Source organism: Streptomyces sp. NPDC087859, assembly GCF_044742595.1.
Lineage (GTDB): Bacteria > Actinomycetota > Actinomycetes > Streptomycetales > Streptomycetaceae > Streptomyces > Streptomyces canus_F.
Map to the genome: position 1 here is coordinate 245,171 of NZ_JBIUUU010000012.1, position 23,749 is coordinate 268,919.

Consider the following 23,749-nt stretch of genomic DNA (forward strand, 5'->3'; position numbering starts at 1 on the left):
TGGCCGAGGCTCGGCGCTGAGCCCGAGCCACCAGACCTGGACCCGAGTTCAGGGCGCATGCTGATCCGCACGGCCGAGACAACCGAGGAGAGAGATGTCGCGGAAAGAACCGGCCCCCACGGACTTCAGCGTGGTGCACACCTTGCTGGCCGCGATCGAGAAGGGCGACATGGACGAGGTACGCCGCTGCTTCGCGCCCGGCGCGCTCACCTGGCACAACTTCGACGAGATCGAGCAGGACGTCCATGCCATGGCTGCGATACTCGGTCACCTCTGCGCCCTCTCGACGAGCCGGAGCTACGAGGACCGACGTATCACGACGGTCGGCTCCCAGGCGTTCCTGCAGTACACGCTGACCGCGGTGCTCCGCTCCGGGGACCGGTTCCGGATGCCGGCGATGATGCGGCTGGAGATCGACTCCGGCGGGCTCGTGGCACGGATCGAGGAATACTTCGACTCACGCGTGCTCGACACCCTCGCCAAGGCCTCATGACGGCCTCCGCGTTCGGCGAGACCTGACCGTTTTTCCCCTATCGGCGGCCTGTTGCTGTGCGACGGGCCGCTGACCGTCCCGAATATCAGCTCGGGCCGCCTTAGCCCGGATCATGCACCGTCCGCGGCTTGCGCCACGGCGTCAGCGCCGCCGAAATCGTGGTGTCCAGCCCCACCTTGCGGACGGTCTCGACCAGCAGCACCACTCCGGCCTGCGAGACGGCCCTGTTGCCACTGCCCTCGACGCGGACACGCGGGTACAACCCGATACGCTTCCTCACCTGGAAAGTGCCTCCGACGGACGCGGGAACGAGGGCCTAGACAATCCTCATTCTCGCTGGTCAGGGGCACTTTCTGCTCTTGAGGCCACTCGTCGAACAACCTGCTCGGGTAACTCCGCGAGGTTGGCTACGCGGATTCCACCACACGATGGAGATGAGGCAAACGACCCTGACCGCACCCCGGGTCCCGTTCTTTACCGTGCGGGCGACCTCATCACTGCGAGCATAGACGGACACGCGACGGCGACCGGGGAGTACCCGGGGGCAAGGGGGTACGCCCGCTTCACCTGAGGGGTGCTTCTCTCCTCGCACCCAACCGGACCCTCGGCAAGCCCCGATGCCGCTGGTCAGGAGTACTTCTCGCAGCTGTGATCAAGCCGTGGACCGCCCGGTTCGTGAAAGCCCGAGGTTAGGGGACTTCCTCATGCCGTCGGTCTGGAAGACCGTCACCGGTGGCCGACATCTGCCCGCCGAAGCAATCAGCCTGGGCTCGGCCGCGGCTGCAGCGTCAGCGCACCCTCACCGCGATGAACTGCCACTGCCTCAACACGTGGTGGACAGGCCTCGCACGGGCGGCGCTGGGACGTCTCGTCTGGCAGCCCTCCGGCCCATGGCAGTGGGATCCAGCGTTGCCACGGTGCGTGGCAGGGCAATAGGGTCGGTCATGTGACTGCCGGGTCGGCCATGGGCCATACACGAGTGAGGCCCCCGGCCTCGGCGTGAGCGCGAGGCGGGCAAGAGCCCCGCCGACGTCTCCCTGTCTTTCCTTCCAGCGCCCACGAGCGGCGCTCAACAGTGGAACCAAGACTCGGAGACACGTCCACACATGCCACATGATGAGCAGCGCCGGCACGAAGCTGAGCTGTCGGCCAACGTCGTCCAACTGAACCACACCGCCGTCTTCGCCACGGACCGGCACCTGTCAGCCGAGTTCATCGCCACGATCCTGGGCTTGAAGGTCGGCGCACCCTTCGGGCCGTTCCTGCCCGTCGACTTGGGTAACGGCGTGACACTCGACTACTACGAGAAGCGTGACGAGCCGATCCAGCCGCAGCACTACGCGTTTCTCGTGCCTGACGAGCAGTTCGACGCCATGATCGCCCGCCTGGAGGCGGTCGGGGTCACCTACTACGCCGACCCCCGTCACACCGAACCCGGCCGGATCAACCGCCTCTTCGGCGGACGCGGCGCCTATTTCGACGACCCGAGCGGCCACAACATGGAGGTCATGACTGTGCCGTACGTCCGCCCCTAGCAAGCTGGTGAGCGGCGATCCCGTCAGACCCTCACACTGAGCGGCTCCCCAACTTCCCGTCCCGGAGCAACACTTGGGGCGGCCAGGTGCCGGGAGCCGCTTGACGGGGCGGATTCGCTTCGCGCCGGGCTCACACAAGTCGGCCATGTCGTGCGCCGACTCCTGAGTGACTGGCCCCGTATCGGCAAGGGAGTTGGGGCGCTTCGACGGAAGGTCTCGCGCGCCAGGACAGCAGGTTCTGGAAGGCCCGTGGAATCCCCTTGCGCAATGGTCAAGAATCGTTGACCATTGCTCGCATGCCTACTGACGACCTCCCCGAGACGTTTCACGTCACCACGGACGAACAGTTGCGCGCCGTCTCCAATCTGACCCGCCACCGGATCATGGCCGCGCTCCGCTTCGAGCCCGCGACGATCACGCAGATCGCCGAGCGGGTGGGCCTCGCGAAGGGGAGTTCCAGCTATCACATACGGCTGTTGGAACGGGCCGGCCTGGTGAAGGTGGTACGGACGCGGAAGGTGCGCGGTGTCACCGAGCGGTACTACGCGATGGCCGCGCGGTCGATCGAACTGCCGGATCCGGGCGTGGGAGGGCCGGATGTGCTGATGCGCCATGCGGTGGCGGACCTGGAGGCGTCGCCGGTGGACGGCGAGCGGCACGTACGGATGGCGCATCTGCGGCTCACCGAGGAGCAGTTCGCGCAGCTGGGGGCGCGACTGGAGGCACTGGCGGACGAGTTCCAGGAGCTGTCCGATCCGTCGCTGCCGGACGCGTCACTCGTCTTCGCACTGTTCCACCCGGCACCGCGCGAGCAGGCCGAGGGGGACGCCAAGTGACCTCAGGCTCTCGGAAGTTGCCTACCGGGTTCGGACGGCTGTGGACCGCGCAGACCATCTCCTCGCTCGGTGACGGGGTGTCGCACGCCGCGCTGCCGCTGATCGCGTTGACGCTGACGCGGGATCCGATGGCACTCGCCGTCGTCACAGCCGCCGGTACGCTGCCGTGGCTGCTCTTCGGAGTGCTCGGCGGTGCGCTGGTCGACCGCTGGGACCGCCGACGCACGATGTGGGTCGCGGACGCGGCGCGTGCGGCACTGCTCGCGATACCGGCGGCGGCAGCCGCGCTCGACGTGCTGAGCATTGCGCTGCTCGCGGCCGTCGCCTTCCTGCTCGGCCTCGGCGGGCTCTTCTTCGATACAGCCGCCACGGCCTACCTGCCGGATCTACTCCGCCGCGACCCCGCACTCCTTGAGCGCGCCAACTCCCGCCTGCGCGGAGCCCAGACGGCCATGTCCGGTTTCGCGGGGCCGCCTGCGGGCAGTGCGCTGCTCGCGCTCGGGCGGGCGGTTCCACTGCTCGCCGACGCGGTGTCGTTCCTGTTCTCCGCACTGCTCGTCCGTACGCTGCCCGCCATGCCCCGGCCCGTGCCGCAGGTCCGCGAGTCGCTGCTTCGGCAAGCGCGGGCCGGCGCCTCGTACGTCTTCCGGGACCGGGTGCTGCTCGGACTCGCGCTCCGCCCGGCGGTCGGGAACGTCGCCTTCCTCGCCGTGGAGACCGTCCTCGCCCTCTTCGCGCACGACCGCCTCGGCATCGACACCTACGGCTTCGGCCTGCTCCTCACGGCGGAGGCCACCGGCGGTCTTCTCGGCGCAGGCATCGCCTCCTACCTCGGCCGACGACTCGGCACCGGCACCGCACTGACCTGCACGGCCGCTGTCGAAGGGCTGGCCATCCTGGGCCTGGCCGCCGCCCCGAACCCGTACGTGGCCGGGCTCGCCCTCGCCGTCTGCGGGGCCGGCATGGGTGCCACCATGGTCCTCGCGCCCTCCCTCCGGCAGGCCATCGTCCCCGCCCACCTCATGGGCCGGGTCGCCTCCACCTCCCGCATGCTGGCCATGTGCGCCGCCCCCATCGGGGCCTTCCTCGGCGGCTGGCTGGCCACCACCTACGACATCCGCACCCCGCTCTACGCCGCCGCGGGCCTCCTCCTGGCCATGACGGCCGTCACGGCATCCATGACCAGCAACCGCCGGGTCGAAGCGGCCCTGCGTGCCGCCACCCCGGCCGACGGCCCAGATCACCCGGCAATCAAGCAGCCCGCCCAGGAGGGCGCGTCCGACGTGTTGTGAAGCCTGCCGAGGTCAACTCAGGTGTGTCCGCCGTCAATCCTCGCCTCCCGGGGCGGCGTACGGCTCCCGGGAGGAGTGCAGGCCTGGCCGGCCGCCGACGTTGTCGTTGAGGCAGAGCGATCCGAGCCCGGGACTGTCGTGTCGGCCGCCTTCACCAAGGACAAGGTCCTGCAAGCGATGCGTACTTGGAGCTGGCCACCCTTGACCGCCTCGCGGAGGCCGAGAGCTCATGCTCCTTGCTGTGCGTCGGCGGAGGGGGAGGCGACGCTGGCGGCGTCGATGAGTTGGCGCAGGGCGCCGTAGTAGACCTCGTCGTCGGTCACGGTGGGTACGATCGCGGCCAAGTGACCGGTCAGTGCCGGAAACTCCTCCGGGTCGAGCGCGGCCAGCGCGGTGCGCGTCGCGGCCTGGGTGGCCTTGGGGTCGCGGTGGTCGACGAAGCTCGCGCTGCCGAGCGTGAGCAGGTACAACCGCCGGTACGCGGTGATCGCCTCCTGCGGACTCATTCCTGCCGCGAGGCTGTCGGCCAGTTGCGGCTCCACCAGGCGGGCCAGCAGGTTCGACCCGAGCCAGGGTCGCGTCCCGCGCAGCGCGAGCAGCCCGGGGTGGGCAGCGAGCAGCCGGTACAGCGCGAGGAAGCGTGCTTCGGTCGCCGTGGCCCAGTCGGTTCCCGGCTCGACCACGGGGAGGCGGGCGGCCAGGTGGTCGGTGCACAGGTCGAGCAGGCCGGCCATGTCGGTGCAGCGCCGCTGGAGAGAGGCGAGGGAGATGTCCAGTCGCATGGCCAGTGCCCGGAAAGTCAGCGCTTCGGGGCCACTCTCGTCAACGAGGAGGAGGGCGGTCTCGGCGATGCGGTCCGGGGTCGCACGGTCCAGGGAGGGTGAGTGACGCGGCATATGAGTCACTGTACGATACGTCGTATCGAAAAGCCCGGCCGAAGAGGGGGGCGCCCCCTCAACAGGAGCAGCACCATGGACAAGCTCACCTACGGTGACGTCAAAGCCGCCGCCGAACGGATCACCGGCCGGGTCCGCCCTGTCACCCTCACTCCCGCCGACGTCGGCAGCGCTCCGGGGCCGTGCGAGCTGTGGCTGGCGCAGGAGTTCATGCAGTACACCGGCTCCTTCAAGGCCCGCGGCGCACAGAACTTCCTCCAGGCCCACCGTGACGCCGGCACCCTCCCGGATACGGGGGTCACCATCGCCTCCGGTGGCAACGCGGGGCTCGCGTGCGCGTGGGCCGCGCGACAGCAGGGCGTCACCGCGACCGTCTTCGTACCCACCACCGCACCCGCGGTGAAGGTGGCCAAGCTGCGCGCGTACGGCGCCGTCGTCCGTCTCGTCGGCACGGAGTACGCCGAAGCCCTCGCCGCCTGCCAGGAGTTCGCCGACACGACCGGCGCGCTCACCTCCCACGCCTACGACCACCCGCTCATCGCGGCGGGCGCGGGCACCCTCCTGGAGGAGATCCACACTCGGCTGCCCGGCCTGGACACGGTCGTGGTCGCCGTCGGCGGTGGTGGGCTGTTCGCCGGTGTGGCCACCGCCGCCCGACACCACGGCATCCGCGTCGTGGCCGTCGAGCCGGAGAACTGCCGGGCCCTGAACGCCGCCCTGGAGTCCGGCCATCCGGTCGACGTCCGCGTGGACTCCGTCGCCGCCGACTCCCTGGGCGCCCGCCGCACCTCCGCGATGGCACTCCACGCGGCCCAGCAGGACAACGTGCGCTCCGTCCTCGTACCGGACAGCGAGATCATCCACGCCCGCCAGGCCCTGTGGGACGACCGCCGACTCGCCGTCGAACACGCTGCCGCCACGGCCCTCGCCGCCGTCACGGCCACCAAGGCCCCCTACCGACCCGTCCCCGGCGAGAAGGTCGCCGTCGTACTCTGCGGCGCCAACACAGACCCCAGCGACCTGGTCCACTGAACCCCTATGATCTCGCGGTGAAGATCTGGACGGAGCGCCCTGCCAAGACCGACGTGGAAGGGATCGTCCGTCGCTACTTCAGACTGCTCCGAGCCGGAAAGGCCCTTGAGGCCGAACGTCTCGTCGATCATCCATCGGTCCGGCATGTGCTCAAGTCGTTGTGGACCGGTTCGGTCGGAGCGAGCGGCGATGCGGGCGAGTCGGACAGCAGCCCTGCCGCAGACGTGTGGGAGCGCGACCTGTCCTGGCTCGGTGAGCTCGAACTCGGGGACTTCCACTGGGGCCACACTGACAGCGGCTTCTACGTCGAAGTCACCCACCGCGGGCGGGAAATCGAGGTGTCACTGGGCTTTTGGGTCAAATCCACCGACGCCGGTTGGGTCGTCGCGGGACCGTCGACGCTCTGGTAGCACCGCACACACGAGAGACCTGGCGTCTGGCTACTTCAACGGCTCAACTCGACATCCCGTGCCAGCCCCCACGCCGGTCAGGGCCGAAGAGTGCGCGCTGAGCGGCGGCTCGTCCGTCGCGTGGTTCGTCCAGGCGGGGCTGCCAGTGCTCCGCAGGAGTTGCCACATCTCGACTCGCCTGCCCCATCGGTCAGTCGGGCGTCTCGCCGGAGTCTGCGGGCTGGGAGTTGTCCAAGGTGGTCCGGGCGATGCCGTCGTTGGTCGCGGCCCAGCTGGACAGCAGGTTCAGGGCGTCCTGGGTGGGGGATGCTGGCTCGGCGGTGTAGGTGAGGAGGAACTGGCTGGGGCCGTCGGGGAGCGGGAAGGTTTCGAAGGGCAGGTCGAGGTCGCCGACGACCGGGTGGTGCAGGAGCTTGACGCCGGTGGTGTGCATCCGGACGTTGTGGGCCGCCCAGCGGCGCCGGAATTCCTCGCTGCGGGTGGACAGCTCCCCGATCAGGTCCGTCAGCCGTCGGTCGTAGAGGTCGCGGCCGGCTTCGGCGCGCAGCATGGCGACCGTGTCGTTGGCGACTTCGTCCCAGTGGCGGAAGAACTCGGTCGCTTGCGGGCTGAGAAAGACGAACCGGGCGTTGTTCGGCGGCCGTACGGGATCGGCGTAGACGAGGGAGAACAGGGCGCGCCCGAGGTGGTTGGCGGCCAGGATGTCCCCGCGTCCGCTGAGGATGAACGCGGGTGTCCCGGCCATCGAGTCGAGGACGCGTTGCACCGCGGGCCGGACTCGCTGCTGGGCCGGGCGGCGGCGTGGCGGCCGGGTCGTGCCGGCGCCGCGCAGGAGGTCGAGCAGGTGGATGCGTTCGGCCTCGTCGAGCTGAAGTGCTTGAGCGATGCCTTCGATGACGCTCTCGGAGACGCCGGTGGCGTTGCCGCGCTCCAGCCGGGTGTAGTACTCGCTGGAGATGCCCGCGAGGAGGGCGACCTCCTCGCGGCGCAGCCCGGTGACCCGTCGGCGCTCTCCGCCGTACAAGGGCAGTCCGGCCTGCTCGGGGGTGACCCTGGCCCGTCGCGTGCCGAGGAATTCCCGGATCTCCGCGCGGAAATCATCACGGATGTCGCGATTATTGCCCTGTGGGTCGTTTCTCCCTGCCATGCGCTTCACTCTAGGGGTGCTTGCGCCGGGTTGGGGGTCCCTGTCAGTGACCCCCTCATCAGGGACTCCCGCCCACGTGTGACAGCCGGTTTTCTTGGTGGTGCACCGCCCACGGCGGTGTGAACCGTCCGGGCAGTCGGCGCTGTGCCGCCGGTCCCACTCCCTCTGCGGCGCTGTCGGCGCTGCATGCCACACCCTGCACACACCAGGTGCCGGATCACGGCGCCTGAAAGGAAACGTTTCATGAGCAAGGTCATTCTCGTCACCGGTGCCGGACGCGGCCTGGGCACCGACATCGCCCGCGAGGCCCTCGCCGCCGGCCACCAGGTCGTCGCCACCGGCCGCCGCCCCGAAGAGGTCGAGAAGACCCTCGGAGGACCGCAGGACAGTCTGCTGGTCACCAAGCTCGACGTCACCAGCCTTCAGGACGCCGAGGCCGCCGCGCAGGCCGCCGTCGACCGGTTCGGGCGCATCGACGTCCTGGTCAACAACGCCGGGAACCTCTTCACCGGCTACTTCGAGGAGATCTCGCCCGCGCAGATGCGCCGGCAGTTCGAGACGAACCTCTTCGGCCCGATGAACGTCACCCGCGCCGTCCTGCCGATCCTGCGCCGGCAGCGCGCCGGCCACATCATCACCATCACCTCGACCGCCGGCCTGGTCGGCATGGAATTCACCTCCGCCTACGCGGCCTCCAAGTTCGCGGCAGAGGGCTGGATGGAGTCCCTGCACTACGACGTCGAGCCGTACAACATCCGCACCACGGTCGTGGAGCCCGGCTACTTCCGCACCGAACTCCTCGCGGACGGCTCCACGACCTGGCCCGAGCTGTCCATCGAGGACTACGCTCCGCGCACCGCCCCCAGGATCGAGGGCATGAAGAGCATGAACGGCAAGCAGCCCGGCGACCCCGCCAAGCTCGCCCGCGCCCTGCTCACCATCGCCGGCCAGGACAAGCCCCCGCAGCGCTTCATCGCCGGCGCGGACGCCATCGAGGCCGCCGAGGCCAAGGCGAAAGACCTCCTCGCCCAAGCCGACGCCTCCCGCGAACTGGGCGACAACCTCGCCTACGACGACACCCACGCCTGACCGGCACACCCCACACCCAGGGCGAGGCGGAGGACCCGCCGAGCGCACTCTTCGACAGCAGGGAGAGACGGCGCGCCGCTCAAAGGCGAGCGCGAGCCGAGCAAGGCGTGGTTTGTGCGTGACCAGTGCGGTCTCCCGTCGCCCGTCCCCCGCCACACCGGCGTCACCCCGGCCCACAGCGGCCAGCTCGCATATCCCCTGGCCGGCCACCGCGCGCCCGGCCGCAAAGACGACGAAGTCAGATGAAGTCATGCGCATGCCCCGCTTCGGCCTCGGCGCCGGATGCGCAGATCCCCGAAGCGGTCCGTCGGCCGACGAGGCGGTCACAGCGCCCACAGCCATGCCCACCGAGCGGGCCCAGACGGCCACTACGACAAGGAGTACCTGATGAAGCACGTATCACTGGGCGGGCTCGATGTTTCCCGCATAGGCCTGGGAGCCATGACCATGGCCGGCACCTACACCACCGGCGGAGGGCTCGACGACGCGGAGTCGATCCGCACCATCCACCGGGCCCTGGACCTCGGGGTCACCCACATCGACACCGCCGAGATCTACGGTCCCTTCCACAGCGAGGAAATCGTCGGCAAGGCCATCAAGGGCCGACGCTACGACGTCGTGGTGGCGACGAAGTTCGGCCTCGTCTCCCACGCCGGCGACGGCCCCGGCGTGATCGACAGCAGCCCCGCCAACGTGAAGACCGCGGTCGAAGGCTCACTCAAGCGGCTCGGCACCGACCACATCGACCTCTACTACCAGCACCGCGTCGACCCCAACACGCCCATCGAGGAAACCATCGGCGCGCTCGGCGAGCTGGTCACCGAAGGCAAGGTGCGCCACATCGGCCTCTCCGAAGCCGGCCCCGACACGATCCGCCGCGCCCACGCCGTCCATCCGGTGGCCGCGCTGCAGACCGAATACTCGCTGTGGACCCGCGACGTCGAGGCCCAGATCCTCCCGCTCCTGCGCGATCTCGGCATCGGATTCGTCCCCTACTCCCCCCTCGGGCACGGCCTTTTGACCGGGCAGATCCGTACCGTCGACGACTTCACGGACGACGACTGGCGCAAGACCAACCCGCGCTTCACCGGCGACAACTTCCAGCGCAACCTGGCCATCGTCGACGAAGTACGGGCCATCGGCGCCGAAATCGGAGCCACCCCCGCTCAGACCGCGCTGGCCTGGCTGCTGACCCGCGGCAACGACATCGCCCCCATCCCCGGGACCCGCCGTGTCACCCGCGTCGAGGAGAACACCGCCGCCGACGCCGTCGAGCTGACCGCCGCTCAGCTCGACCGCCTGAACAACCTCACACCCGCCGCGGGCGAACGCCACAACGAGGCGAACATGGCCAGCATCGATCGCTGAGCCCCGGCGAAGATCCCGACCACCTGCACCCATTCACCAATTCACTGATCACTGAAAAGGTTTCTCATCGTGTCCAAGGTTCTCCTTGTCGTAGGTCACCCCGACCTGTCCCAGTCGAAGGCCAACGCCGCACTCGTGGACGCCGTCCGCGATCTGGCCCATGTCACCGTGCACGACCTCTACGCCACCTACCCCGACTTCCAGATCGACGTCGCCGCAGAGCAGGCGCTGCTCGCCGAGCACGATGTGATCGTCTTCCAGCACCCGGTGTTCTGGTACAACACCACGCCCCTGTTCAAGCAGTGGCAGGACAAGGTCTTCACTCTGGGCTGGGCGTTCACCATGGACGGCTCCGCCTCGCAGCTGGCCGGCAAGAAGGCCGTCGTCGCCGTCACCGCCGGCGTCCCCGCCGACCACTACACCCCCGAAGGCTCGAACCAGGCCACCATCGAGACCCTCCTCAGCAACTGGCACGCGACCCTGCGGCTGTGCCAGTTCGACATCCAGCAGCCGATGGTCAAGGTGTACGGCACCGCCTTCGGCCTCTCCGACGAGGACCTGGCCACCGCCGCCAAGCAGTACAACGAACTGCTCGACTCCTACGCCGCCTAATGGGAGATGGCGGGTTCTCCGGTCTCGGCCCGGCGTACGGCCTCGGCGGCTCGAAGACGGCAGTGGCGACCGCCGCACCCGGCGAGGAGGGCACACCGCCGGCGAGGGGGCGGGTCGGTGACCTTCGCGTCGCAGCGAGGCACCAAGGTCAGCCCGGCACCGTCGACGCAGGTCAGGGCCTGGTCCGCAGTGATCGTGCGGTCCTCCAGCGTGAGCAGGTGATCGCCGAGTCAGTTGTACGCGCGCGGACCGAGGTTCTTGAGTTCGCGCAGCGGCGGTGCACCGCGGACGCCCGCGACGACGTCCTCGCCCTGGGCGTGGGGCAGGTAGTCGCCGTACCTGCCGCTCTCGCCGGTGGCGGGGTCGCGGGTGAAGGCGACGCCGGTGCCGGAGCCATCGCCGAGGTTGCCGAGGACCGCGGTCTGGACGTTGACGGCGGTCCCGCGGTCGTCGGGGAGCGTTCCCTGTGGCGGTAGACGCGGGCGGCGGATGGCGCGGGCGAGCTGTTCGGCGGAGCCATGGCCTGCTCGAAGAGGTCGCCGTCCACTCCCGTCACGGTTCGGTCGAACCTCTCGGTGGGAGTCCCGGACGAACCTCCCCTGCCCGGACTTGATCGGCGTGCCCATCAGGGCTCGGCTCTCATGCGTGGGCGACAACGGCCACGGGGCATCCAACGTGATGGATGGCTGCGTGGGTGACGGGCCCGGTGCGCCGTCCGGCGGGCCGGTCGGCCATACGGCGGCCCACGACGAGGAGGCTCGCCCCGGAGGCCGCCCGGACCAGCACGGACTGCGGGCGGCCCTCGGTGACGGTCTCGGCGACCTCGACGCCGGGGTACTTGTCGCGCCAGATCTGCAGCACCGCGGTCATGAAGCCCAGCCACTCCTCAGCGCGGTGAGGTTCCTCGACGAGTGCGATCTCGCCGGGCCCCAGTGTGAGGGGGGACGGTGACTGCCACGCGTGGACGGCCCTGAGGCGGGCGCCACGGGTCCGGGCCGCCTCGAAGGCGAACTCGATGACCTCGTCGCAGGGGTCGCCCAGATCAAGGGCGAGCACCACGTCCCGGAAGCCGGTGCGGGTGGAGTCGCCGCCGTCGCCGGCCGGCAGGTGTTCGTCGGCGGCCTCCTCCCCCGCCCGAACCAGGACGACGGGACGCTCGGAGCGCGCCACCACGCCCTGGGCGACCGATCCGACCAGGAACCCGGTGAAGCCACTGAGGCCGCGCGAGCCCAGGACCAGCACATCGGCCTGCTCGGACATACGCAGCAGGGCCGCGGTCGCGGGGCCCTCGACCTGTTCGTCGTCCAGGACGACGTTCGGGCAGGTGCGGCGGATACGGTCCTCGGCCCGGCGCAGGGCGCGTCGTGCCAGATGCCGCTGGGCCGCGGTGGCGGGCTCGCCGTCCTGGCGCGGATGCCAGCTCCAGGCGTGCACCAGACGCAGGGGCCGTTCACGGCGGACCGCCTCGCGGGCGGCCCACTCAGCGGCGGCGAGACTCTCGTCCGAGCCGTCGACTCCGGCGATGACGGGGCGAAGCATGATGCGCACCTCCCGTGCTTGTTCTGCTCCTGATGCCAGCGTCCCGCCGGGCACCGACCGCGGGTATGGGCCGCCAGGTCTCCCGCCGGGGCCGTTCGGCCCCCTGCACACCTCACGGGATCGCGGCCAGTGTGGGTGCTCCGCGTAGGGAAGGCGGCGCACCATGGAACGAATGATCATCGCCGGAGTCGACCGCTCGGCCCGCAGCCGTGCAGCGGCCGACTGGGCCGCACGCGAGGCACTGCTGCGCGGGCTGCCCCTGCGGGTGGTCCATGTGTCGCCCTCGCGCGGTCCGGACCCGGCGGAACGGTGGCCGTACCGGCCGGAGACCGTCACGGACCGCGCGCTCGCCGAACTCACCGAACGTCACCGGGTGTTGTCAGCTCGGGGCACGACCCTTGACGGCGCTCTCGTCCCCGGCCTGCGGGCGCAGGCCGGGGACGCGGAACTGCTCGTGCTCGGCCTGCGCGGCGAGGGAGGCCATGCCGGTGTCGCGGTGGGTTCCACCGCCTCGGCCCTGGCCTCGGAGTGTGCCCGGCCGGTTGTGCTGGTGCCCGGTTCCTCCGCCGGCCAGTGGCGGCCGAGCTGTGCCGACGGCGTGGTTCTGGGGATCGACGCTCGAGACCCGGCGGACGGCCCGCTCGGCTTCGCGTTCGAGGCCGCCCGGACACACGGCGCACGGCTGCACGCGGTGCACTGCTGGACATTGCCCGCGCAGGCCGCGCGGTCACCTTTCCCGGTCCTGGAGGAGGACCGCGCCACCTGGGAGGACGAGGAGGTGCAGGCGTTGTCCGACGTGCTGCGGCCGTGGCGCGGCAAGTACCCGGACGTCGACGTCCTGGAGGACGTACGGCTGTTGCCCCCGGCCGAGGCCCTGGCACACACCTCCGGAAACACGGAGCTGGTGGTGGTCGGGCGGGGCACTACGGCTCTCGCGCTGCTGCGGCATGCCCAGTGCCCGGTCGCCGTCGTCCCGGTGTAGCCCCGGTCGGCCCTGCCGATGGGGTCCTTCGGCCCCTGTGGGGCGGGGCGAGCGCGACCCACCGTGGGGGTCATGGAGAGTCGCGGTCGTATCGCCGTCATCGGCGTCGGAAACGAGTTCCGGCGCGACGACGGTGTGGGCTGGGCGGTGCTGGCCCGGCTGCGCGAGCGGCCGCCGGCCGCCGGCACCCGCCTCGCCACCTGCGACGGCGACCCCGGACGACTGATCGGCCTGTGGGAGGGCGCCCGGCTCGCCGTAGTGGTGGACGCCGCCCACGCCCACCCGGGCACTCCTGGCCGCGTGCACCGTCTCGAACTGGACGCCGGGTTCCTCCCACAGCCGCAGACCACCAGTTCGCACGGGCTGGGGCTCGGCGAGGCCGTCGAACTAGCCCGAGTGCTGGGCCGGTTGCCGGACCGTCTGGTGATCTACGCCGTGGAGGGCGCCGAGAGCACGCTCGGCACCGGCCTCTCCCCCGCCGTCGCGGACGCCGTGGAACCCCTGGTGGCAGCCGTCGAGGCCGAGATCGCGGGGAGGCCGGCATGACCGCGCGCCACTTCCACGTGGAGGGCATCGTCCAGGGCGTCGGCTTCCGGCCGTTCGTCCACCGCACGGCATCGGCGCTCGGCCTGCACGGCTGGGTCGCCAACATCAACGGCCATGTCGAGGGCGAGGTCGCCGGACCGCCCCGCGCGATCGAGGAGTTCGCCGCCCGCCTGCGCACCGACTCACCGCCCCTCGCCCGAGTGCGCCACGTCCGACTGACCGGCACCGAACAGCACGCTGTGCACGACCAGGGCTTCGAGGTACGCCACAGCTCCCCCGGACGCACGGGCACGGCACCGCGCGAAATCCCGCCCGACGCCGCGATCTGTGCCGCCTGTCTGGACGAACTGCGCGACCCGCGCGACCGCCGCCACCGCTACCCGTTCATCAACTGCGCCGACTGCGGTCCGCGTGCCACGATCATCGAGGACCTGCCGTACGACCGGATCCGCACCACCATGCGCCGCTTCCCCCTGTGTGCCCGGTGCGCCGCCGAGTACGCCGACCCCACCGACCGGCGCTTCCACGCCGAACCCGTCGCCTGCCCCGACTGCGGACCGCGGCTGGCCTGGGAGAAGCTGCGCGGCGAGGAGGCACTGCGGGCCGCGGTGAGGACCGTCGACGAGGGCGGGATCGTCGCGGTGAAGGGGCTGGGCGGCTACCAACTGGTGTGCGACGCGGGCGATTCCGCGGCTGTGGCGCAGTTGCGGCAGCGCAAGCACCGTCCGACGAAACCGTTCGCCGTCATGGTCCAGGACCTCGACGCAGCGGTCCGCCTGGCGCGGATCGGCGCCACGGAACGCCAGGCCCTGACGTCACCGGAGCGGCCCGTGGTGCTGCTCGCCCGGCACCGCCGCCAAGGCACCGTGGCTCCGCTCGCACCCGAGGTGCACCCCGGCCTGGCCCGGATAGGCCTGTTCCTGCCGACCACCGGCCTGCACCACCTCCTGCTCGACGAACTGGCCCGGCCCCTGGTGATCACCAGCGGCAACCTGAGCGACGAGCCCATCGCCGTGGACGACGCCGAGGCGGCGAGCACCCTGGCCCCGGTCGCCGACGGGTTCCTCACCCACGACCGGCCGATCCGCTCCCGGTACGACGACTCCGTCGTCCAGATCACCGGACGCACCCGGATCACCATCCGCCGGGCCCGCGGGCTGGCCCCGGCGCCACTGCCACTGCCCGTGCGGAAACCGGTCGCGGGGGCCGGCGCCCAGCTGAAGCACACGGTCACGCTGGCCGCCGACGGCCGGGCCCACATCGGACCGCACACGGGAGATCTGTCCGACCTTCCGACGTACGACGCCTTCCTGGCCTCGTACGACCACCTCAGGCACCTCACCGGCATCGAACCGGTGGCGCTCGCCCACGACCTGCATCCCGGCTACCTCTCCACCCAGTGGGCCGAGGCGCAGACGCTGCGCCGGATCCCGGTACAGCACCACCACGCGCACGTGGCCGCCTGCGCGGCGGAGCACGGTGTGCGCGGCCCGTTCCTCGGCGTCGCCTACGACGGGCTGGGGCTGGGCGACGACGGCACACTGTGGGGCGGCGAGATCCTTGTCGCCGATCTGAGCGGCTACCGTCGCGTGGGCAGGTTCGCGACCACGCCCCTGCCCGGCGGCGACGCGGCGGTACGCCATCCGTCCCGCACCGCCCTCGGCCATCTCCTCGGTGGCGAGACACTGGGCTCCCCGCGCCCCTACCCCTGGCTCACCCGGTCCTTCACCGACCGGCTCGACCCCACCGAACTCAACGCGGTACGCGCCATGATCGCCCGGGACGTCAACTGCCCGCGCAGCTCCAGCGCCGGACGGCTCTTCGACGCGGTGGCCGCGCTCCTCGGCCTGTGCGACCGGGTGGGCTACGAGGGTGAGGCGGCCGTCCTTCTCGAAGCGGCGGCCGGCGACGAGCACGCGGTGTCCCTCGCCCACCGAGTCGTACGGGCCCAGGGCCTGTGGGTGTACGACTGCGCGCCGACCCTGACCGACCTGCTGGAACGGCAGCACGACGGAGAGCCGGTGGCCCGGCTGGTGGCGGCCTTCCATCTCACTCTCGCCAACGTCACCGCGGACCTCGTCGCACGCGCCGTGGCCGAGGGCGCGCCGCGCACGGTGTGCCTGGGCGGCGGCTGCTTCGTCAATCGGCGGCTGCTGACCGAGGTGAAGCGGCGGCTGCACGCGCAAGGGCTGCGGGTGCTGGTCGGCGGTCAGGTCCCGGTCGGGGACGGTGGCATCAGCTACGGACAGGCGGCGGTCGCGGCGGCGCGGCTGGACGGGGAGAGGTGAGGGCGGATGTGTCTGGGAATTCCGGGGCGGATCGTGGAGATCCATGACGATGCCGGGCTGCGGATGGCCACGGCCGACTTCGGGGGTGTGCGGCGCGAGGTGTGCCTGAGTTGTACGCCTGAGGCGAAGGTCGGGTCGTACGTCATCGTGCATGTCGGGTTCGCCATCAGTCAGGTCGACGAGGAAGAGGCTCAGCGGACTCTCGGCGTGCTGCGGTCCATGGCGGATCTGGTCGAGGGAGAGCTGGGAGCGCCTTTGTAGCGCTGGGGGTCTCAGTCGGCGGCCGTCTCCGAAGGACCCCTCGGCTCTCCATCAGGGCCGGTCGGCCCCTGCCCGTCGTGTCCGGTCCGGATGAACCTGGCTGTGGAGAAGCACGGAGCCGTCCTGGACGAGGAGGACCGTCATGACCGCCACCACAGCCTCGGCCGTGCTCGACCGGGACGGGCTGGACGCGCTGGTCGCGGCCCTGGTGGCGCGGGGCCGGACGGTGATCGGGCCGACCGTCCGGGACGGGGCGATCGTGCTCGCCGAGCTGGCCTCGGCGGACGACCTTCCCTTTGGCTGGGGCGTCGAACTCGATGCCGGGCGATATCGGCTGGTCCGCCGTGACGACGGGGCCGCCTTCGCCCACAGTGCGGGTCCGCAGTCCTGGAAGTCCTTCCTGCACCCGTCGCGGGAGCGGCTGTGGAGCGCCGACCGGACGCCGGAGGGCGACGTGTCGTTCACCGCCGACGAGCCCGAGACGCCCTCGTACGCCTTTCTGGGCGTGCGGCCCTGCGATCTGCGGGCCATCGCGATCCAGGACCGGGTCCTGACCGGCGGGCGGTACGCGGACACCGGTTACGGCAGGCGCCGCGGCAAGGCGCTTCTGATCGCCGCCGAGTGCACCGAGCCCGGCGCCACCTGCTTCTGCGTCTCCACGGGCGGAGGTCCCGCCGCCGACGCCGGGTACGACCTGGCGCTCACCGAGGTAGACGGTCACTTTCTCGTGCGGGTCGGCAGTGAGGAAGGCGCCGAGCTGCTGGACCAGGTGCCTCACCACACCGCCGGCCCCGACAGCGAGTCGGCCGCCCGTGCCGCCGTCGACGCGGCCCGGGAGCGTATGGGGCGCTCGCTGCCTCCGGTCGACCTGCGGGCCCTGATGGGCGCGAGCCTCGACGCCGAACGCTGGGACGATGTCGCCTCCCGCTGTCTGACCTGCGGCAACTGCACGATGGTCTGTCCGACCTGCTTCTGCACCACCACGGAGGAGGTCACCGATCTCACCGGTGACCACACCGAGCGGTGGCAGCGCTGGGACTCCTGCTTCGACCTGGACTTCTCGTATCTGCACGGCGGACCGGTCCGCGCCTCGGCACGCGGCCGCTACCGGCAGTGGCTCACCCACAAACTCTCCACCTGGCACGACCAGTTCGACACGTCCGGATGTGTCGGCTGCGGGCGCTGCATCGCCTGGTGCCCGGCCGGCATCGACATCACCGAGGAAGTCGCCGCGCTGGACGCCGAACACACCGCACACGGAACGGAGACGGACTGATGGCTCCCTCGATGGCCCTGCGCATGAACCACGCCCTGCCCTCAGACCACCGCGAGCGGTTGCTGCACATGGCCCGCGAGGTCCGGTTCCCGCAGGGCACCCGGCTGTTCGAGGAGGGCGGCCACGCGAACCGTTTCTGGATCGTGCGGGACGGCACCGCCGCCCTCGACCTGCATGTGCCCGGCCGGCGCGCCCCGGTCGTGGAGACGCTCGGCACCGGTGACCTCGTCGGCTGGTCCTGGCTGTACGAGCCGTACGTCTGGCAGCTGGGAGCCGAGACCGTGACCCCGCTGCGTGCCTACGAGTTCGACGCGGTGGCCGTGCGGCTGGCCTGTCTCGACGACGCCGATTTCGGGCGCGCGGTCGAGCACTGGGTCGGCCGGGTGCTCTCCCACCGGCTGCAGGCGGCACGGACCCGGCTCCTGGACCTGTACGGCCCTTACGGCAGCGAGGGCGGTGCGCGATGACGGACGTACCGGTGCGGTACCGCGTGGTCGCCCGCCGGCCGGAGACCTCGGACACGGTGACGCTGCGCCTCGAAGCGGCCGGTGTGCCGCTCGAGGACTTCACACCCGGGCAGTTCGCGATGGTGCACTGCTTCGGGCGCGGCGAGATCCCCGTTTCGGTCAGCTCCGTGCAGGCCACCGGCGGGCTCGCGCACACGATCCGCGCGGTGGGCGCCGTATCGGCGGGGCTGTGCGAGCTGCATGCCGGTCAGACGGTCGGCGTGCGCGGGCCGTTCGGCACCGGCTGGGAGCTGGAGCGGGCGCGCGGGCGGGACGTGGTGGTGGTCGCGGGCGGCATCGGGCTCGCCCCGCTGCGGCCGCTGATCCTGCGCGCACTGGCCGAACCCGCGGCCTACGGCCGGGTCAATGTACTCGTCGGCGCCCGAACCCCGGCCGACCTCATCGCCCGCAAAGACATCGAGGGCTGGACCACCGCTTACACCGGTGTGACCGTCGACCGGCCCGACGACGAATGGCGCGGGGACGTCGGCCTGGTCACCTCCCTGTTGGACCGGGCCACCTTCACCCCGGCCGACACCTGGGTGTTCGTCTGCGGACCCGAGCCGATGATCCGCGCCACGGCACGCGACCTGGCCTTCCGAGGCGTACCCGGCGAGCGGATCCGCGTCTCGCTGGAGCGGAACATGCGCTGCGCGACCGGGCACTGCGGGCACTGCCAGCTCGGGCCGGTGCTGCTGTGCCAGGAGGGTCCGGTCGTGGACTGGAACCGGGCCGAACCACTGCTGTCCGTGAGGGAGTTGTGATGGCACCCACCCTCGCCGTGTTCAAGCTGGCCTCCTGCGACGGCTGCCAGCTCACCCTGCTGGACTGTGAGGACGAACTCCTGGCTCTGGCGGCCGAGGTGGACATCTCGCACTTCCTGGAGGCATCCAGCGCGGTGACGTCCGGCCCGTACGACCTGTCCCTGGTCGAGGGCTCGGTCACCACGGCCGAGGACGCCGAACGGGTCCGCGCGATCCGTGCCGCCTCCCGCCACCTGGTGACCATCGGGGCGTGTGCGACCGCGGGCGGCATTCAGGCCCTGAGGAACTTCGCGGACGTCGACGAGTACCGGCGCGTGGTCTACGCACACCCCGAGTACATCTCGACGCTCGCCACCTCCACTCCCGTCTCGGCTCATGTGGACGTCGACTTCGAGCTGCGCGGCTGCCCGATCGACCGCCGGCAGCTCATCGAGGTGATCACCGCGTTCCTGGCCGGCCGCAGGCCTGACGTGCCGAACCACAGCGTGTGCTTCGAGTGCAAGCGACGCGGCACGGTCTGCGTCACCGTCGCCCACGGCACGCCCTGCCTGGGCCCGGTCACCCACGCCGGATGCGGGGCGCTGTGCCCGGCCTACCACCGTGGCTGCTTCGGCTGCTTCGGCCCGTCCGGTTCGGTGAACCTGCCCGCGCTGATCCCGCTGCTGCGCCGCGACGGACTCAACGAGGACGCCACGGTGCGGTTCCTTCACACCTTCAACGCACAGGCCTTCGCAGAGGAGTGGGAGAAGTGACACACCGCGGATCCCGTGTGCTGCACGTCGGCTCGCTGTCCCGGGTCGAGGGCGAGGGCGCGCTGCGCCTGCGCGTCCACGACGGCACGGTCACCGACGCGCGGCTGGAGATCTACGAGCCGCCGCGCTTCTTCGAGGCCTTCCTGCGCGGGCGTTCGTACACCGAGCCGCCCGACATCACGGCCCGGGTGTGCGGAATCTGCCCGGTGGCCTACCAGATGAGCGCCTGCGCGGCGATCGAGGACGCGTGCGGGGTGAGCGTCGATCCGGTCATCCGTGAGTTGCGCCGGCTGCTGTACTGCGGCGAGTGGATCGAGAGCCAGGCCCTGCACATCTATCTGCTGCACGCCCCGGACTTCCTGGGCCGGGCGAGCGCGATCGAACTGGCCCGCACGCACCGGGCGGAGGTGGAACGGGGGCTGAGGCTGAAGAAGGCGGGCAACTCGCTGATGGAGCTGCTCGGCGGGCGTGCCGTGCACCCCGTGAACGTCCGTCTGGGAGGCTTCCACCGAACCCCCACCCGCGACGAACTCCGTCCCCTCCATGAAGAGTTGAAGCAGGCGCTCGACGACGCGTGGGACACGGTGCGCTGGGTCGCGGACTTCGAGTTCCCGGACGCGTGCGTCGAGGCCGATCTGCTGGCGCTGGCCGAGCCGGACACGTACGCCATCGAAGGCGGGACGCCGACCGTGCTGCGCACCGACGGAACCGTGACCTCCTTCCCGGTGCGGGACTTCACCGCGCATGTGGCCGAGACCCATCTGCCGCACTCCACCGCGCTGCACTCCCGGCTCGACGGCCGGCTGCATCTCACCGGCTCACTCGCGCGGTTCGCGATCAGCGGGGCGCGGCTGTCGCCCGTGGCACTGCAGGCGGCCGTGGCGGCGGGCCTGGGCGATCCGCGGGAGGGGGCCGTGTGCCGCAATCCGTTCCGGTCGATCCTGGTGCGTGCGGTGGAGACCGTGTACGCCGTCGGCGAGGCGCTGCGGATCATCGAGACGTACGAACCTCCCGCCCGCCCTTACACGGAGGTGCCGCCGGTCGCGGGCGTCGGGCACGGCGCCACCGAGGCGCCCCGCGGAGTGCTGTACCACCGCTACGGGCTCGACGCCGACGGCCTCGTCACCGACGCCCTGCTGGTGCCGCCCACCGCGCAGAACCAGGGCGCGATCGAGGACGACCTGCGACGCCTGGCCCAGCGGGCGATCCGGGAGAACGACCCGGACGACGGCGAGTTGACGGCGCTGTGCGAACGGGCGATCCGCAACCACGACCCGTGCATCTCCTGCTCCACCCACTTCCTCGACCTGACCGTCGTCCGTACGTCAGGAGCCGCATCAGGAGGCTGTGATGTCTGAATCCCCGTACACCGTGAGCGATGTGATGACGCACACCGTCGTCGCCGTCGGCAGCGAGGCACCGTTCAAGGAGATCGTCGAGCTGCTCGACCAGTGGAAGGTCAGCGCCGTGCCAGTGCTGGCCGGTGAAGGCCGGGTCGTCGGGGTGGTCTCCGAGGCCGACCTGCTGCCCAAGGAGGAGGTACGCGACAGCGACGACGCCGAGTTCGCGGAGCGCGCCAAGGCGGGCGCGGTGACCGCGGGCGAGCTGATGAGCGCCCCGGCCGTGACCGTGCACGCCGACGCCACGGTCGCGGAGGCCGCGCGCATCATGGCCCGCCGCCACGTCAAGCGTCTGCCCGTGGTGGACCGGATCGGGATCCTACAGGGCGTGGTCAGCCGCAGTGACCTGCTGAAGGTGTTCCTGCGGACCGACGCGGAGATCGCCGGGGAGATCCGGCTCAGCGTCCTGAACCGGCTGCCGGTCACCACCCCGCTGACGGTCGAGGTGAGCGAGGGCGTGGTCACGCTGGGCGGTTCGCTGCCCGAACGCGGCCTCGAGCCCGTGCTCGCCCGCGCCATGCGGGCCGTGGAAGGGGTGGTCGACGTGCGGGTAGAGCTGACGCACCGATGAAGTACCTCGACGAGTACCGCGACCCCACGCTCGCCCGGCGTCTGCTGGATGAGCTGCGGGAGGCCGCCACGCTCCCCTGGCGGATCATGGAGGTGTGCGGAGGCCAGACCCACACCCTGGTCCGCCAGGGCATCGACGAGCTGCTGCCCGCCGGGATGCGGATGATTCACGGACCGGGCTGCCCGGTCTGTGTGACACCGCTGGAGACCCTGGACCGGGCCATGGCCGTCGCCGCCCGGCCCGGTGTGATCCTGACAAGCTTCGGCGACATGCTGCGCGTGCCCGGCACCGAAACCGACCTGCTCTCGCTGCGGGCACGGGGCGCGGACGTGCGTGTGGTCTACGCCCCGATGGACGCCGTACGGCTGGCCGCCCGGCACCCCGACCGGGAGGTCGTCTTCCTCGCGGTCGGCTTCGAGACCACCGCACCCGCCAACGCCACCGCGGTCCTCTACGCCGCCCGCCTCGGGCTGACGAACTTCTCCATGCTGGTCAGCCATGTTCTGGTGCCGCCCGCGATGACCGCGCTCCTCGAGAACCCGGACTGCGAGGTGCAGGCGTTCCTGGCGGCCGGGCACGTGTGCGCGGTGATGGGCTGGCGGGAGTACGAACCGATCGCCGCCCGGTACCGGGTGCCGATCGTGGTGACCGGGTTCGAGCCGCTGGATCTGCTGGAGGGCATCCTGATGGCCGTACGGCAGCTGGAGTCCGGGCGGTTCGAGGTGGAGAACCAGTATGTGCGGGCCGTACGCCGGTCCGGGAACACCGCCGCGCAGGACACGGTCCGCGAGGTGTTCCGGGTCACCGACCGTGCCTGGCGCGGGATCGGGGCGCTGCCCGACAGCGGCCTCGAACTGGCCGAGAAATACCGGCAGTTCGACGCGACCCGGCGCTTCGACGTCGGCGGACTGTGCCCCGTCGAGGACGCCGAGTGCATCGCCGGCGCCATCCTGACCGGGGCGAAGCTGCCCACCGACTGCACCGCGTACGGCACGCGTTGCACACCCCGCCATCCCCTCGGTGCGCCCATGGTGTCGTCGGAAGGCACCTGTGCCGCCTTCCACGCGGCCGGGCGCGCCCCCGCTTCCGTGAGGAGCACGACATGACCGTCGAATGCCCCACCCCGAACCACGAGGACGAGGTCGTGCTGCTGGGCCATGGTGCCGGCGGCCGACTCACCGCCGAGCTCCTCGACCAGTTGATCCTGCCCGCGCTCGACGGCGCTTCGGGCCCGATGGAGGACGCGGCGCTGCTGCCCGGGCACCGGGAACTGGTGATGAGCACCGACAGCTTCGTCGTCAGCCCGCTGTTCTTCCCCGGCGGGGACATCGGGTCCCTCGCCGTCCACGGCACGGTCAACGACCTCGCCATGCGCGGCGCGTGGCCGATCGCCCTGTCCGTCTCCCTCATCGTGGAGGAAGGGCTGCCGCTGGCCGAACTCCGCACGATCCTCGGCTCGTTGGGGAAGGCTGCGCAGTCCGCGGGGGTGCCCGTGGTCACCGGGGACACCAAGGTCGTGGGCCGGGGCGCGGCCGACAGGCTCTTCGTCAACACCACCGGCATCGGGCAGCGGCACGGCTCGCTGCGCCCGTCCGCCGCCCTGGCCCGCCCCGGTGACGCGGTGCTGCTGTCCGGGCCGGTCGGGCTGCACGGCACGACTGTGCTCAGTACGCGTGAAGGCCTCGGCTTCGAGAGCGACATCGCCTCGGACACCCGCCCCCTGCACCGACTGGTGCGTGCCCTGGCACCCATCGGCGGCGACGTCCACGTTCTGCGCGACCCGACCCGGGGCGGTCTCGCGGCCGCCCTCAACGAGATCGCGCGGGACTCGTCCGTCGCCGTCGAGATCGCGGAGAGCGCGGTGCCCGTGCCCGAGGCAGTCGCCTCGGCCTGTGATCTGCTCGGCCTGGATCCGCTGGTCGTCGCCAACGAGGGCTGTCTGGTCGCCTTCGTCGCCGGCGATGCGGCCGAGGAGGCACTGGCCGCGATGCGTTCGGCCGAGGAAGGGGCGCAAGCGGTGCGGATCGGTGAGGTGCTGCCGGACGGGCCTCGGGGTCGGGTCACGCTGCGGACGCTGGTGGGGGCCCGGCGCATCGTGGACTTGCCGCTCGGGGAGCAACTGCCCCGGATCTGCTGACGGCCACTACGCATGCG

The 23,749-nt window shown here is 71.0% G+C and carries 24 protein-coding genes and 2 pseudogenes; 21 read left to right on the top strand and 5 right to left on the bottom strand.

The features are described 5' to 3' along the window. Positions 1 to 94 precede the first annotated feature (94 nt). Positions 95 to 493 (top strand): nuclear transport factor 2 family protein, encoded by a 399-nt coding sequence (locus tag ACIOHP_RS29585; RefSeq protein ID WP_401892190.1) that lies wholly within the window; start codon positions 95 to 97, stop codon positions 491 to 493. A gap of 103 nt (positions 494 to 596) precedes the next feature. Here the strand turns inward: ACIOHP_RS29585 and ACIOHP_RS29590 are convergent. Continuing rightward, positions 597 to 773, bottom strand: a pseudogene (locus ACIOHP_RS29590) (transposase); the annotation flags it as partial. Between the two features lie 826 nt (positions 774 to 1,599). On the opposite strand from ACIOHP_RS29590, the gene ACIOHP_RS29595 reads away from it, so the two are divergent. The 3 genes from ACIOHP_RS29595 (at position 1,600) to ACIOHP_RS29605 (ending at position 4,156) form a co-directional block, all read left to right on the top strand. After that, positions 1,600 to 2,028 carry a VOC family protein gene (locus ACIOHP_RS29595; RefSeq protein WP_401892191.1) on the top strand — a complete coding sequence of 143 codons (429 nt, stop codon included), beginning with the start codon at positions 1,600 to 1,602 and terminating at the stop codon, positions 2,026 to 2,028. 296 nt (positions 2,029 to 2,324) lie between these two features. Then, on the top strand, positions 2,325 to 2,864 hold the full coding sequence (locus tag ACIOHP_RS29600) for an ArsR/SmtB family transcription factor (protein WP_401892193.1): 540 nt from the start codon (positions 2,325 to 2,327) through the stop codon (positions 2,862 to 2,864). Between the two features lie 17 nt (positions 2,865 to 2,881). Further along, positions 2,882 to 4,156 carry an MFS transporter gene (locus ACIOHP_RS29605; RefSeq protein ID WP_401892195.1) on the top strand — a complete coding sequence of 425 codons (1,275 nt, stop codon included), beginning with the start codon at positions 2,882 to 2,884 and terminating at the stop codon, positions 4,154 to 4,156. A gap of 227 nt (positions 4,157 to 4,383) precedes the next feature. Here the strand turns inward: ACIOHP_RS29605 and ACIOHP_RS29610 are convergent, their stop codons facing one another. Further along, positions 4,384 to 5,052, bottom strand: coding sequence for a TetR/AcrR family transcriptional regulator C-terminal domain-containing protein (locus ACIOHP_RS29610; protein WP_401892196.1), 669 nt, complete (start codon positions 5,050 to 5,052; stop codon positions 4,384 to 4,386). Between the two features lie 75 nt (positions 5,053 to 5,127). On the opposite strand from ACIOHP_RS29610, the gene ACIOHP_RS29615 reads away from it, so the two are divergent. Both ACIOHP_RS29615 and ACIOHP_RS29620 read left to right on the top strand, forming a co-directional pair. Beyond that, complete coding sequence (locus ACIOHP_RS29615; protein ID WP_401892198.1) at positions 5,128 to 6,084, top strand: threonine/serine dehydratase; 957 nt, start codon at positions 5,128 to 5,130, stop codon at positions 6,082 to 6,084. Positions 6,085 to 6,101: 17 nt separating this feature from the next. Continuing rightward, positions 6,102 to 6,494 carry a hypothetical protein gene (locus ACIOHP_RS29620; protein ID WP_401892200.1) on the top strand — a complete coding sequence of 131 codons (393 nt, stop codon included), beginning with the start codon at positions 6,102 to 6,104 and terminating at the stop codon, positions 6,492 to 6,494. Positions 6,495 to 6,684: 190 nt separating this feature from the next. On the opposite strand, the gene ACIOHP_RS29625 is transcribed toward ACIOHP_RS29620, so the two are convergent. Beyond that, the gene (locus tag ACIOHP_RS29625; protein ID WP_401892201.1) at positions 6,685 to 7,641 is read right to left on the bottom strand and encodes a helix-turn-helix domain-containing protein; all 957 of its coding nucleotides are present in this window, start codon (positions 7,639 to 7,641) and stop codon (positions 6,685 to 6,687) included. 243 nt (positions 7,642 to 7,884) lie between these two features. On the opposite strand from ACIOHP_RS29625, the gene ACIOHP_RS29630 reads away from it, so the two are divergent. The 3 genes from ACIOHP_RS29630 to ACIOHP_RS29640 all read left to right on the top strand — a co-directional run bounded on the left by ACIOHP_RS29630 (position 7,885) and on the right by ACIOHP_RS29640 (position 10,710). Next, positions 7,885 to 8,730, top strand: a complete 846-nt coding sequence (locus ACIOHP_RS29630; RefSeq protein ID WP_401892203.1) for an SDR family oxidoreductase — start codon at positions 7,885 to 7,887, stop codon at positions 8,728 to 8,730. 387 nt (positions 8,731 to 9,117) lie between these two features. After that, entirely contained in the window at positions 9,118 to 10,098 is a 981-nt protein-coding gene (locus tag ACIOHP_RS29635) for an aldo/keto reductase (RefSeq protein ID WP_401892205.1), read from the top strand. A 69-nt stretch (positions 10,099 to 10,167) separates the two neighbouring features. Beyond that, positions 10,168 to 10,710 (top strand): NAD(P)H-dependent oxidoreductase, encoded by a 543-nt coding sequence (locus tag ACIOHP_RS29640; RefSeq protein ID WP_401892207.1) that lies wholly within the window; start codon positions 10,168 to 10,170, stop codon positions 10,708 to 10,710. Positions 10,711 to 10,715: 5 nt separating this feature from the next. Here ACIOHP_RS29640 and ACIOHP_RS29645 read toward each other — a convergent pair. Beyond that, positions 10,716 to 11,194, bottom strand: a pseudogene (locus ACIOHP_RS29645) (PEP/pyruvate-binding domain-containing protein); the annotation flags it as partial. A 155-nt stretch (positions 11,195 to 11,349) separates the two neighbouring features. Continuing rightward, entirely contained in the window at positions 11,350 to 12,249 is a 900-nt protein-coding gene (locus tag ACIOHP_RS29650) for a universal stress protein (RefSeq protein ID WP_401892209.1), read from the bottom strand. 163 nt (positions 12,250 to 12,412) lie between these two features. Here ACIOHP_RS29650 and ACIOHP_RS29655 point away from each other — a divergent pair, with 163 nt between their 5' ends. The 12 genes from ACIOHP_RS29655 to hypE all read left to right on the top strand — a co-directional run bounded on the left by ACIOHP_RS29655 (position 12,413) and on the right by hypE (position 23,732). Then, complete coding sequence (locus ACIOHP_RS29655; protein WP_401892211.1) at positions 12,413 to 13,231, top strand: universal stress protein; 819 nt, start codon at positions 12,413 to 12,415, stop codon at positions 13,229 to 13,231. 72 nt (positions 13,232 to 13,303) lie between these two features. Beyond that, positions 13,304 to 13,777, top strand: coding sequence for a hydrogenase maturation protease (locus ACIOHP_RS29660; RefSeq protein ID WP_401892213.1), 474 nt, complete (start codon positions 13,304 to 13,306; stop codon positions 13,775 to 13,777). After that, positions 13,774 to 16,065, top strand: a complete 2,292-nt coding sequence (gene hypF, locus ACIOHP_RS29665) for a carbamoyltransferase HypF (protein WP_401892214.1) — start codon at positions 13,774 to 13,776, stop codon at positions 16,063 to 16,065. The genes ACIOHP_RS29660 and hypF overlap by 4 nt, the downstream gene beginning before the upstream one ends. Before the next feature lie 6 nt (positions 16,066 to 16,071). Next, entirely contained in the window at positions 16,072 to 16,326 is a 255-nt protein-coding gene (locus tag ACIOHP_RS29670; RefSeq protein ID WP_401892215.1) for a HypC/HybG/HupF family hydrogenase formation chaperone, read from the top strand. Positions 16,327 to 16,468: 142 nt separating this feature from the next. Beyond that, positions 16,469 to 17,602, top strand: a complete 1,134-nt coding sequence (locus ACIOHP_RS29675; RefSeq protein WP_401892217.1) for a 4Fe-4S dicluster domain-containing protein — start codon at positions 16,469 to 16,471, stop codon at positions 17,600 to 17,602. After that, the gene (locus ACIOHP_RS29680) at positions 17,602 to 18,069 is read left to right on the top strand and encodes a Crp/Fnr family transcriptional regulator (protein ID WP_401892218.1); all 468 of its coding nucleotides are present in this window, start codon (positions 17,602 to 17,604) and stop codon (positions 18,067 to 18,069) included. The genes ACIOHP_RS29675 and ACIOHP_RS29680 overlap by 1 nt, the downstream gene beginning before the upstream one ends. Next, the gene (locus ACIOHP_RS29685; protein WP_401892220.1) at positions 18,066 to 18,872 is read left to right on the top strand and encodes an FAD/NAD(P)-binding protein; all 807 of its coding nucleotides are present in this window, start codon (positions 18,066 to 18,068) and stop codon (positions 18,870 to 18,872) included. Before ACIOHP_RS29680 ends, ACIOHP_RS29685 begins: the two co-directional genes overlap by 4 nt. Beyond that, positions 18,872 to 19,624: an oxidoreductase gene (locus ACIOHP_RS29690; RefSeq protein WP_401892223.1), complete on the top strand. Its 753-nt coding sequence runs from the start codon at positions 18,872 to 18,874 to the stop codon at positions 19,622 to 19,624. The genes ACIOHP_RS29685 and ACIOHP_RS29690 overlap by 1 nt, the downstream gene beginning before the upstream one ends. Further along, complete coding sequence (locus tag ACIOHP_RS29695; protein ID WP_401892225.1) at positions 19,621 to 20,982, top strand: Ni/Fe hydrogenase subunit alpha; 1,362 nt, start codon at positions 19,621 to 19,623, stop codon at positions 20,980 to 20,982. Before ACIOHP_RS29690 ends, ACIOHP_RS29695 begins: the two co-directional genes overlap by 4 nt. Further along, positions 20,975 to 21,595, top strand: a complete 621-nt coding sequence (locus ACIOHP_RS29700) for a CBS domain-containing protein (protein ID WP_401892226.1) — start codon at positions 20,975 to 20,977, stop codon at positions 21,593 to 21,595. Before ACIOHP_RS29695 ends, ACIOHP_RS29700 begins: the two co-directional genes overlap by 8 nt. Then, positions 21,592 to 22,701, top strand: coding sequence for a hydrogenase formation protein HypD (gene hypD / locus ACIOHP_RS29705; RefSeq protein WP_401892228.1), 1,110 nt, complete (start codon positions 21,592 to 21,594; stop codon positions 22,699 to 22,701). The genes ACIOHP_RS29700 and hypD overlap by 4 nt, the downstream gene beginning before the upstream one ends. Beyond that, complete coding sequence (hypE, locus tag ACIOHP_RS29710; RefSeq protein WP_401892230.1) at positions 22,698 to 23,732, top strand: hydrogenase expression/formation protein HypE; 1,035 nt, start codon at positions 22,698 to 22,700, stop codon at positions 23,730 to 23,732. The genes hypD and hypE overlap by 4 nt, the downstream gene beginning before the upstream one ends. The last annotated feature ends 17 nt before the right edge of the window (positions 23,733 to 23,749 follow it).

Coding starts and splice junctions, on each gene's coding strand:
- ACIOHP_RS29585 (WP_401892190.1), top strand. CDS start 95: ATGTCGCGGAAAGAACCGGCCCCCACGGACTTCAGCGTGGTGCACACC.
- ACIOHP_RS29595 (WP_401892191.1), top strand. CDS start 1,600: ATGCCACATGATGAGCAGCGCCGGCACGAAGCTGAGCTGTCGGCCAAC.
- ACIOHP_RS29600 (WP_401892193.1), top strand. CDS start 2,325: ATGCCTACTGACGACCTCCCCGAGACGTTTCACGTCACCACGGACGAA.
- ACIOHP_RS29610 (WP_401892196.1), bottom strand. CDS start 5,052: ATGCCGCGTCACTCACCCTCCCTGGACCGTGCGACCCCGGACCGCATC.
- ACIOHP_RS29615 (WP_401892198.1), top strand. CDS start 5,128: ATGGACAAGCTCACCTACGGTGACGTCAAAGCCGCCGCCGAACGGATC.
- ACIOHP_RS29625 (WP_401892201.1), bottom strand. CDS start 7,641: ATGGCAGGGAGAAACGACCCACAGGGCAATAATCGCGACATCCGTGAT.
- ACIOHP_RS29630 (WP_401892203.1), top strand. CDS start 7,885: ATGAGCAAGGTCATTCTCGTCACCGGTGCCGGACGCGGCCTGGGCACC.
- ACIOHP_RS29635 (WP_401892205.1), top strand. CDS start 9,118: ATGAAGCACGTATCACTGGGCGGGCTCGATGTTTCCCGCATAGGCCTG.
- ACIOHP_RS29650 (WP_401892209.1), bottom strand. CDS start 12,249: ATGCTTCGCCCCGTCATCGCCGGAGTCGACGGCTCGGACGAGAGTCTC.
- ACIOHP_RS29655 (WP_401892211.1), top strand. CDS start 12,413: ATGGAACGAATGATCATCGCCGGAGTCGACCGCTCGGCCCGCAGCCGT.
- ACIOHP_RS29660 (WP_401892213.1), top strand. CDS start 13,304: ATGGAGAGTCGCGGTCGTATCGCCGTCATCGGCGTCGGAAACGAGTTC.
- hypF (WP_401892214.1), top strand. CDS start 13,774: ATGACCGCGCGCCACTTCCACGTGGAGGGCATCGTCCAGGGCGTCGGC.
- ACIOHP_RS29670 (WP_401892215.1), top strand. CDS start 16,072: ATGTGTCTGGGAATTCCGGGGCGGATCGTGGAGATCCATGACGATGCC.
- ACIOHP_RS29675 (WP_401892217.1), top strand. CDS start 16,469: ATGACCGCCACCACAGCCTCGGCCGTGCTCGACCGGGACGGGCTGGAC.
- ACIOHP_RS29680 (WP_401892218.1), top strand. CDS start 17,602: ATGGCTCCCTCGATGGCCCTGCGCATGAACCACGCCCTGCCCTCAGAC.
- ACIOHP_RS29685 (WP_401892220.1), top strand. CDS start 18,066: ATGACGGACGTACCGGTGCGGTACCGCGTGGTCGCCCGCCGGCCGGAG.
- ACIOHP_RS29690 (WP_401892223.1), top strand. CDS start 18,872: ATGGCACCCACCCTCGCCGTGTTCAAGCTGGCCTCCTGCGACGGCTGC.
- ACIOHP_RS29700 (WP_401892226.1), top strand. CDS start 20,975: ATGTCTGAATCCCCGTACACCGTGAGCGATGTGATGACGCACACCGTC.
- hypD (WP_401892228.1), top strand. CDS start 21,592: ATGAAGTACCTCGACGAGTACCGCGACCCCACGCTCGCCCGGCGTCTG.
- hypE (WP_401892230.1), top strand. CDS start 22,698: ATGACCGTCGAATGCCCCACCCCGAACCACGAGGACGAGGTCGTGCTG.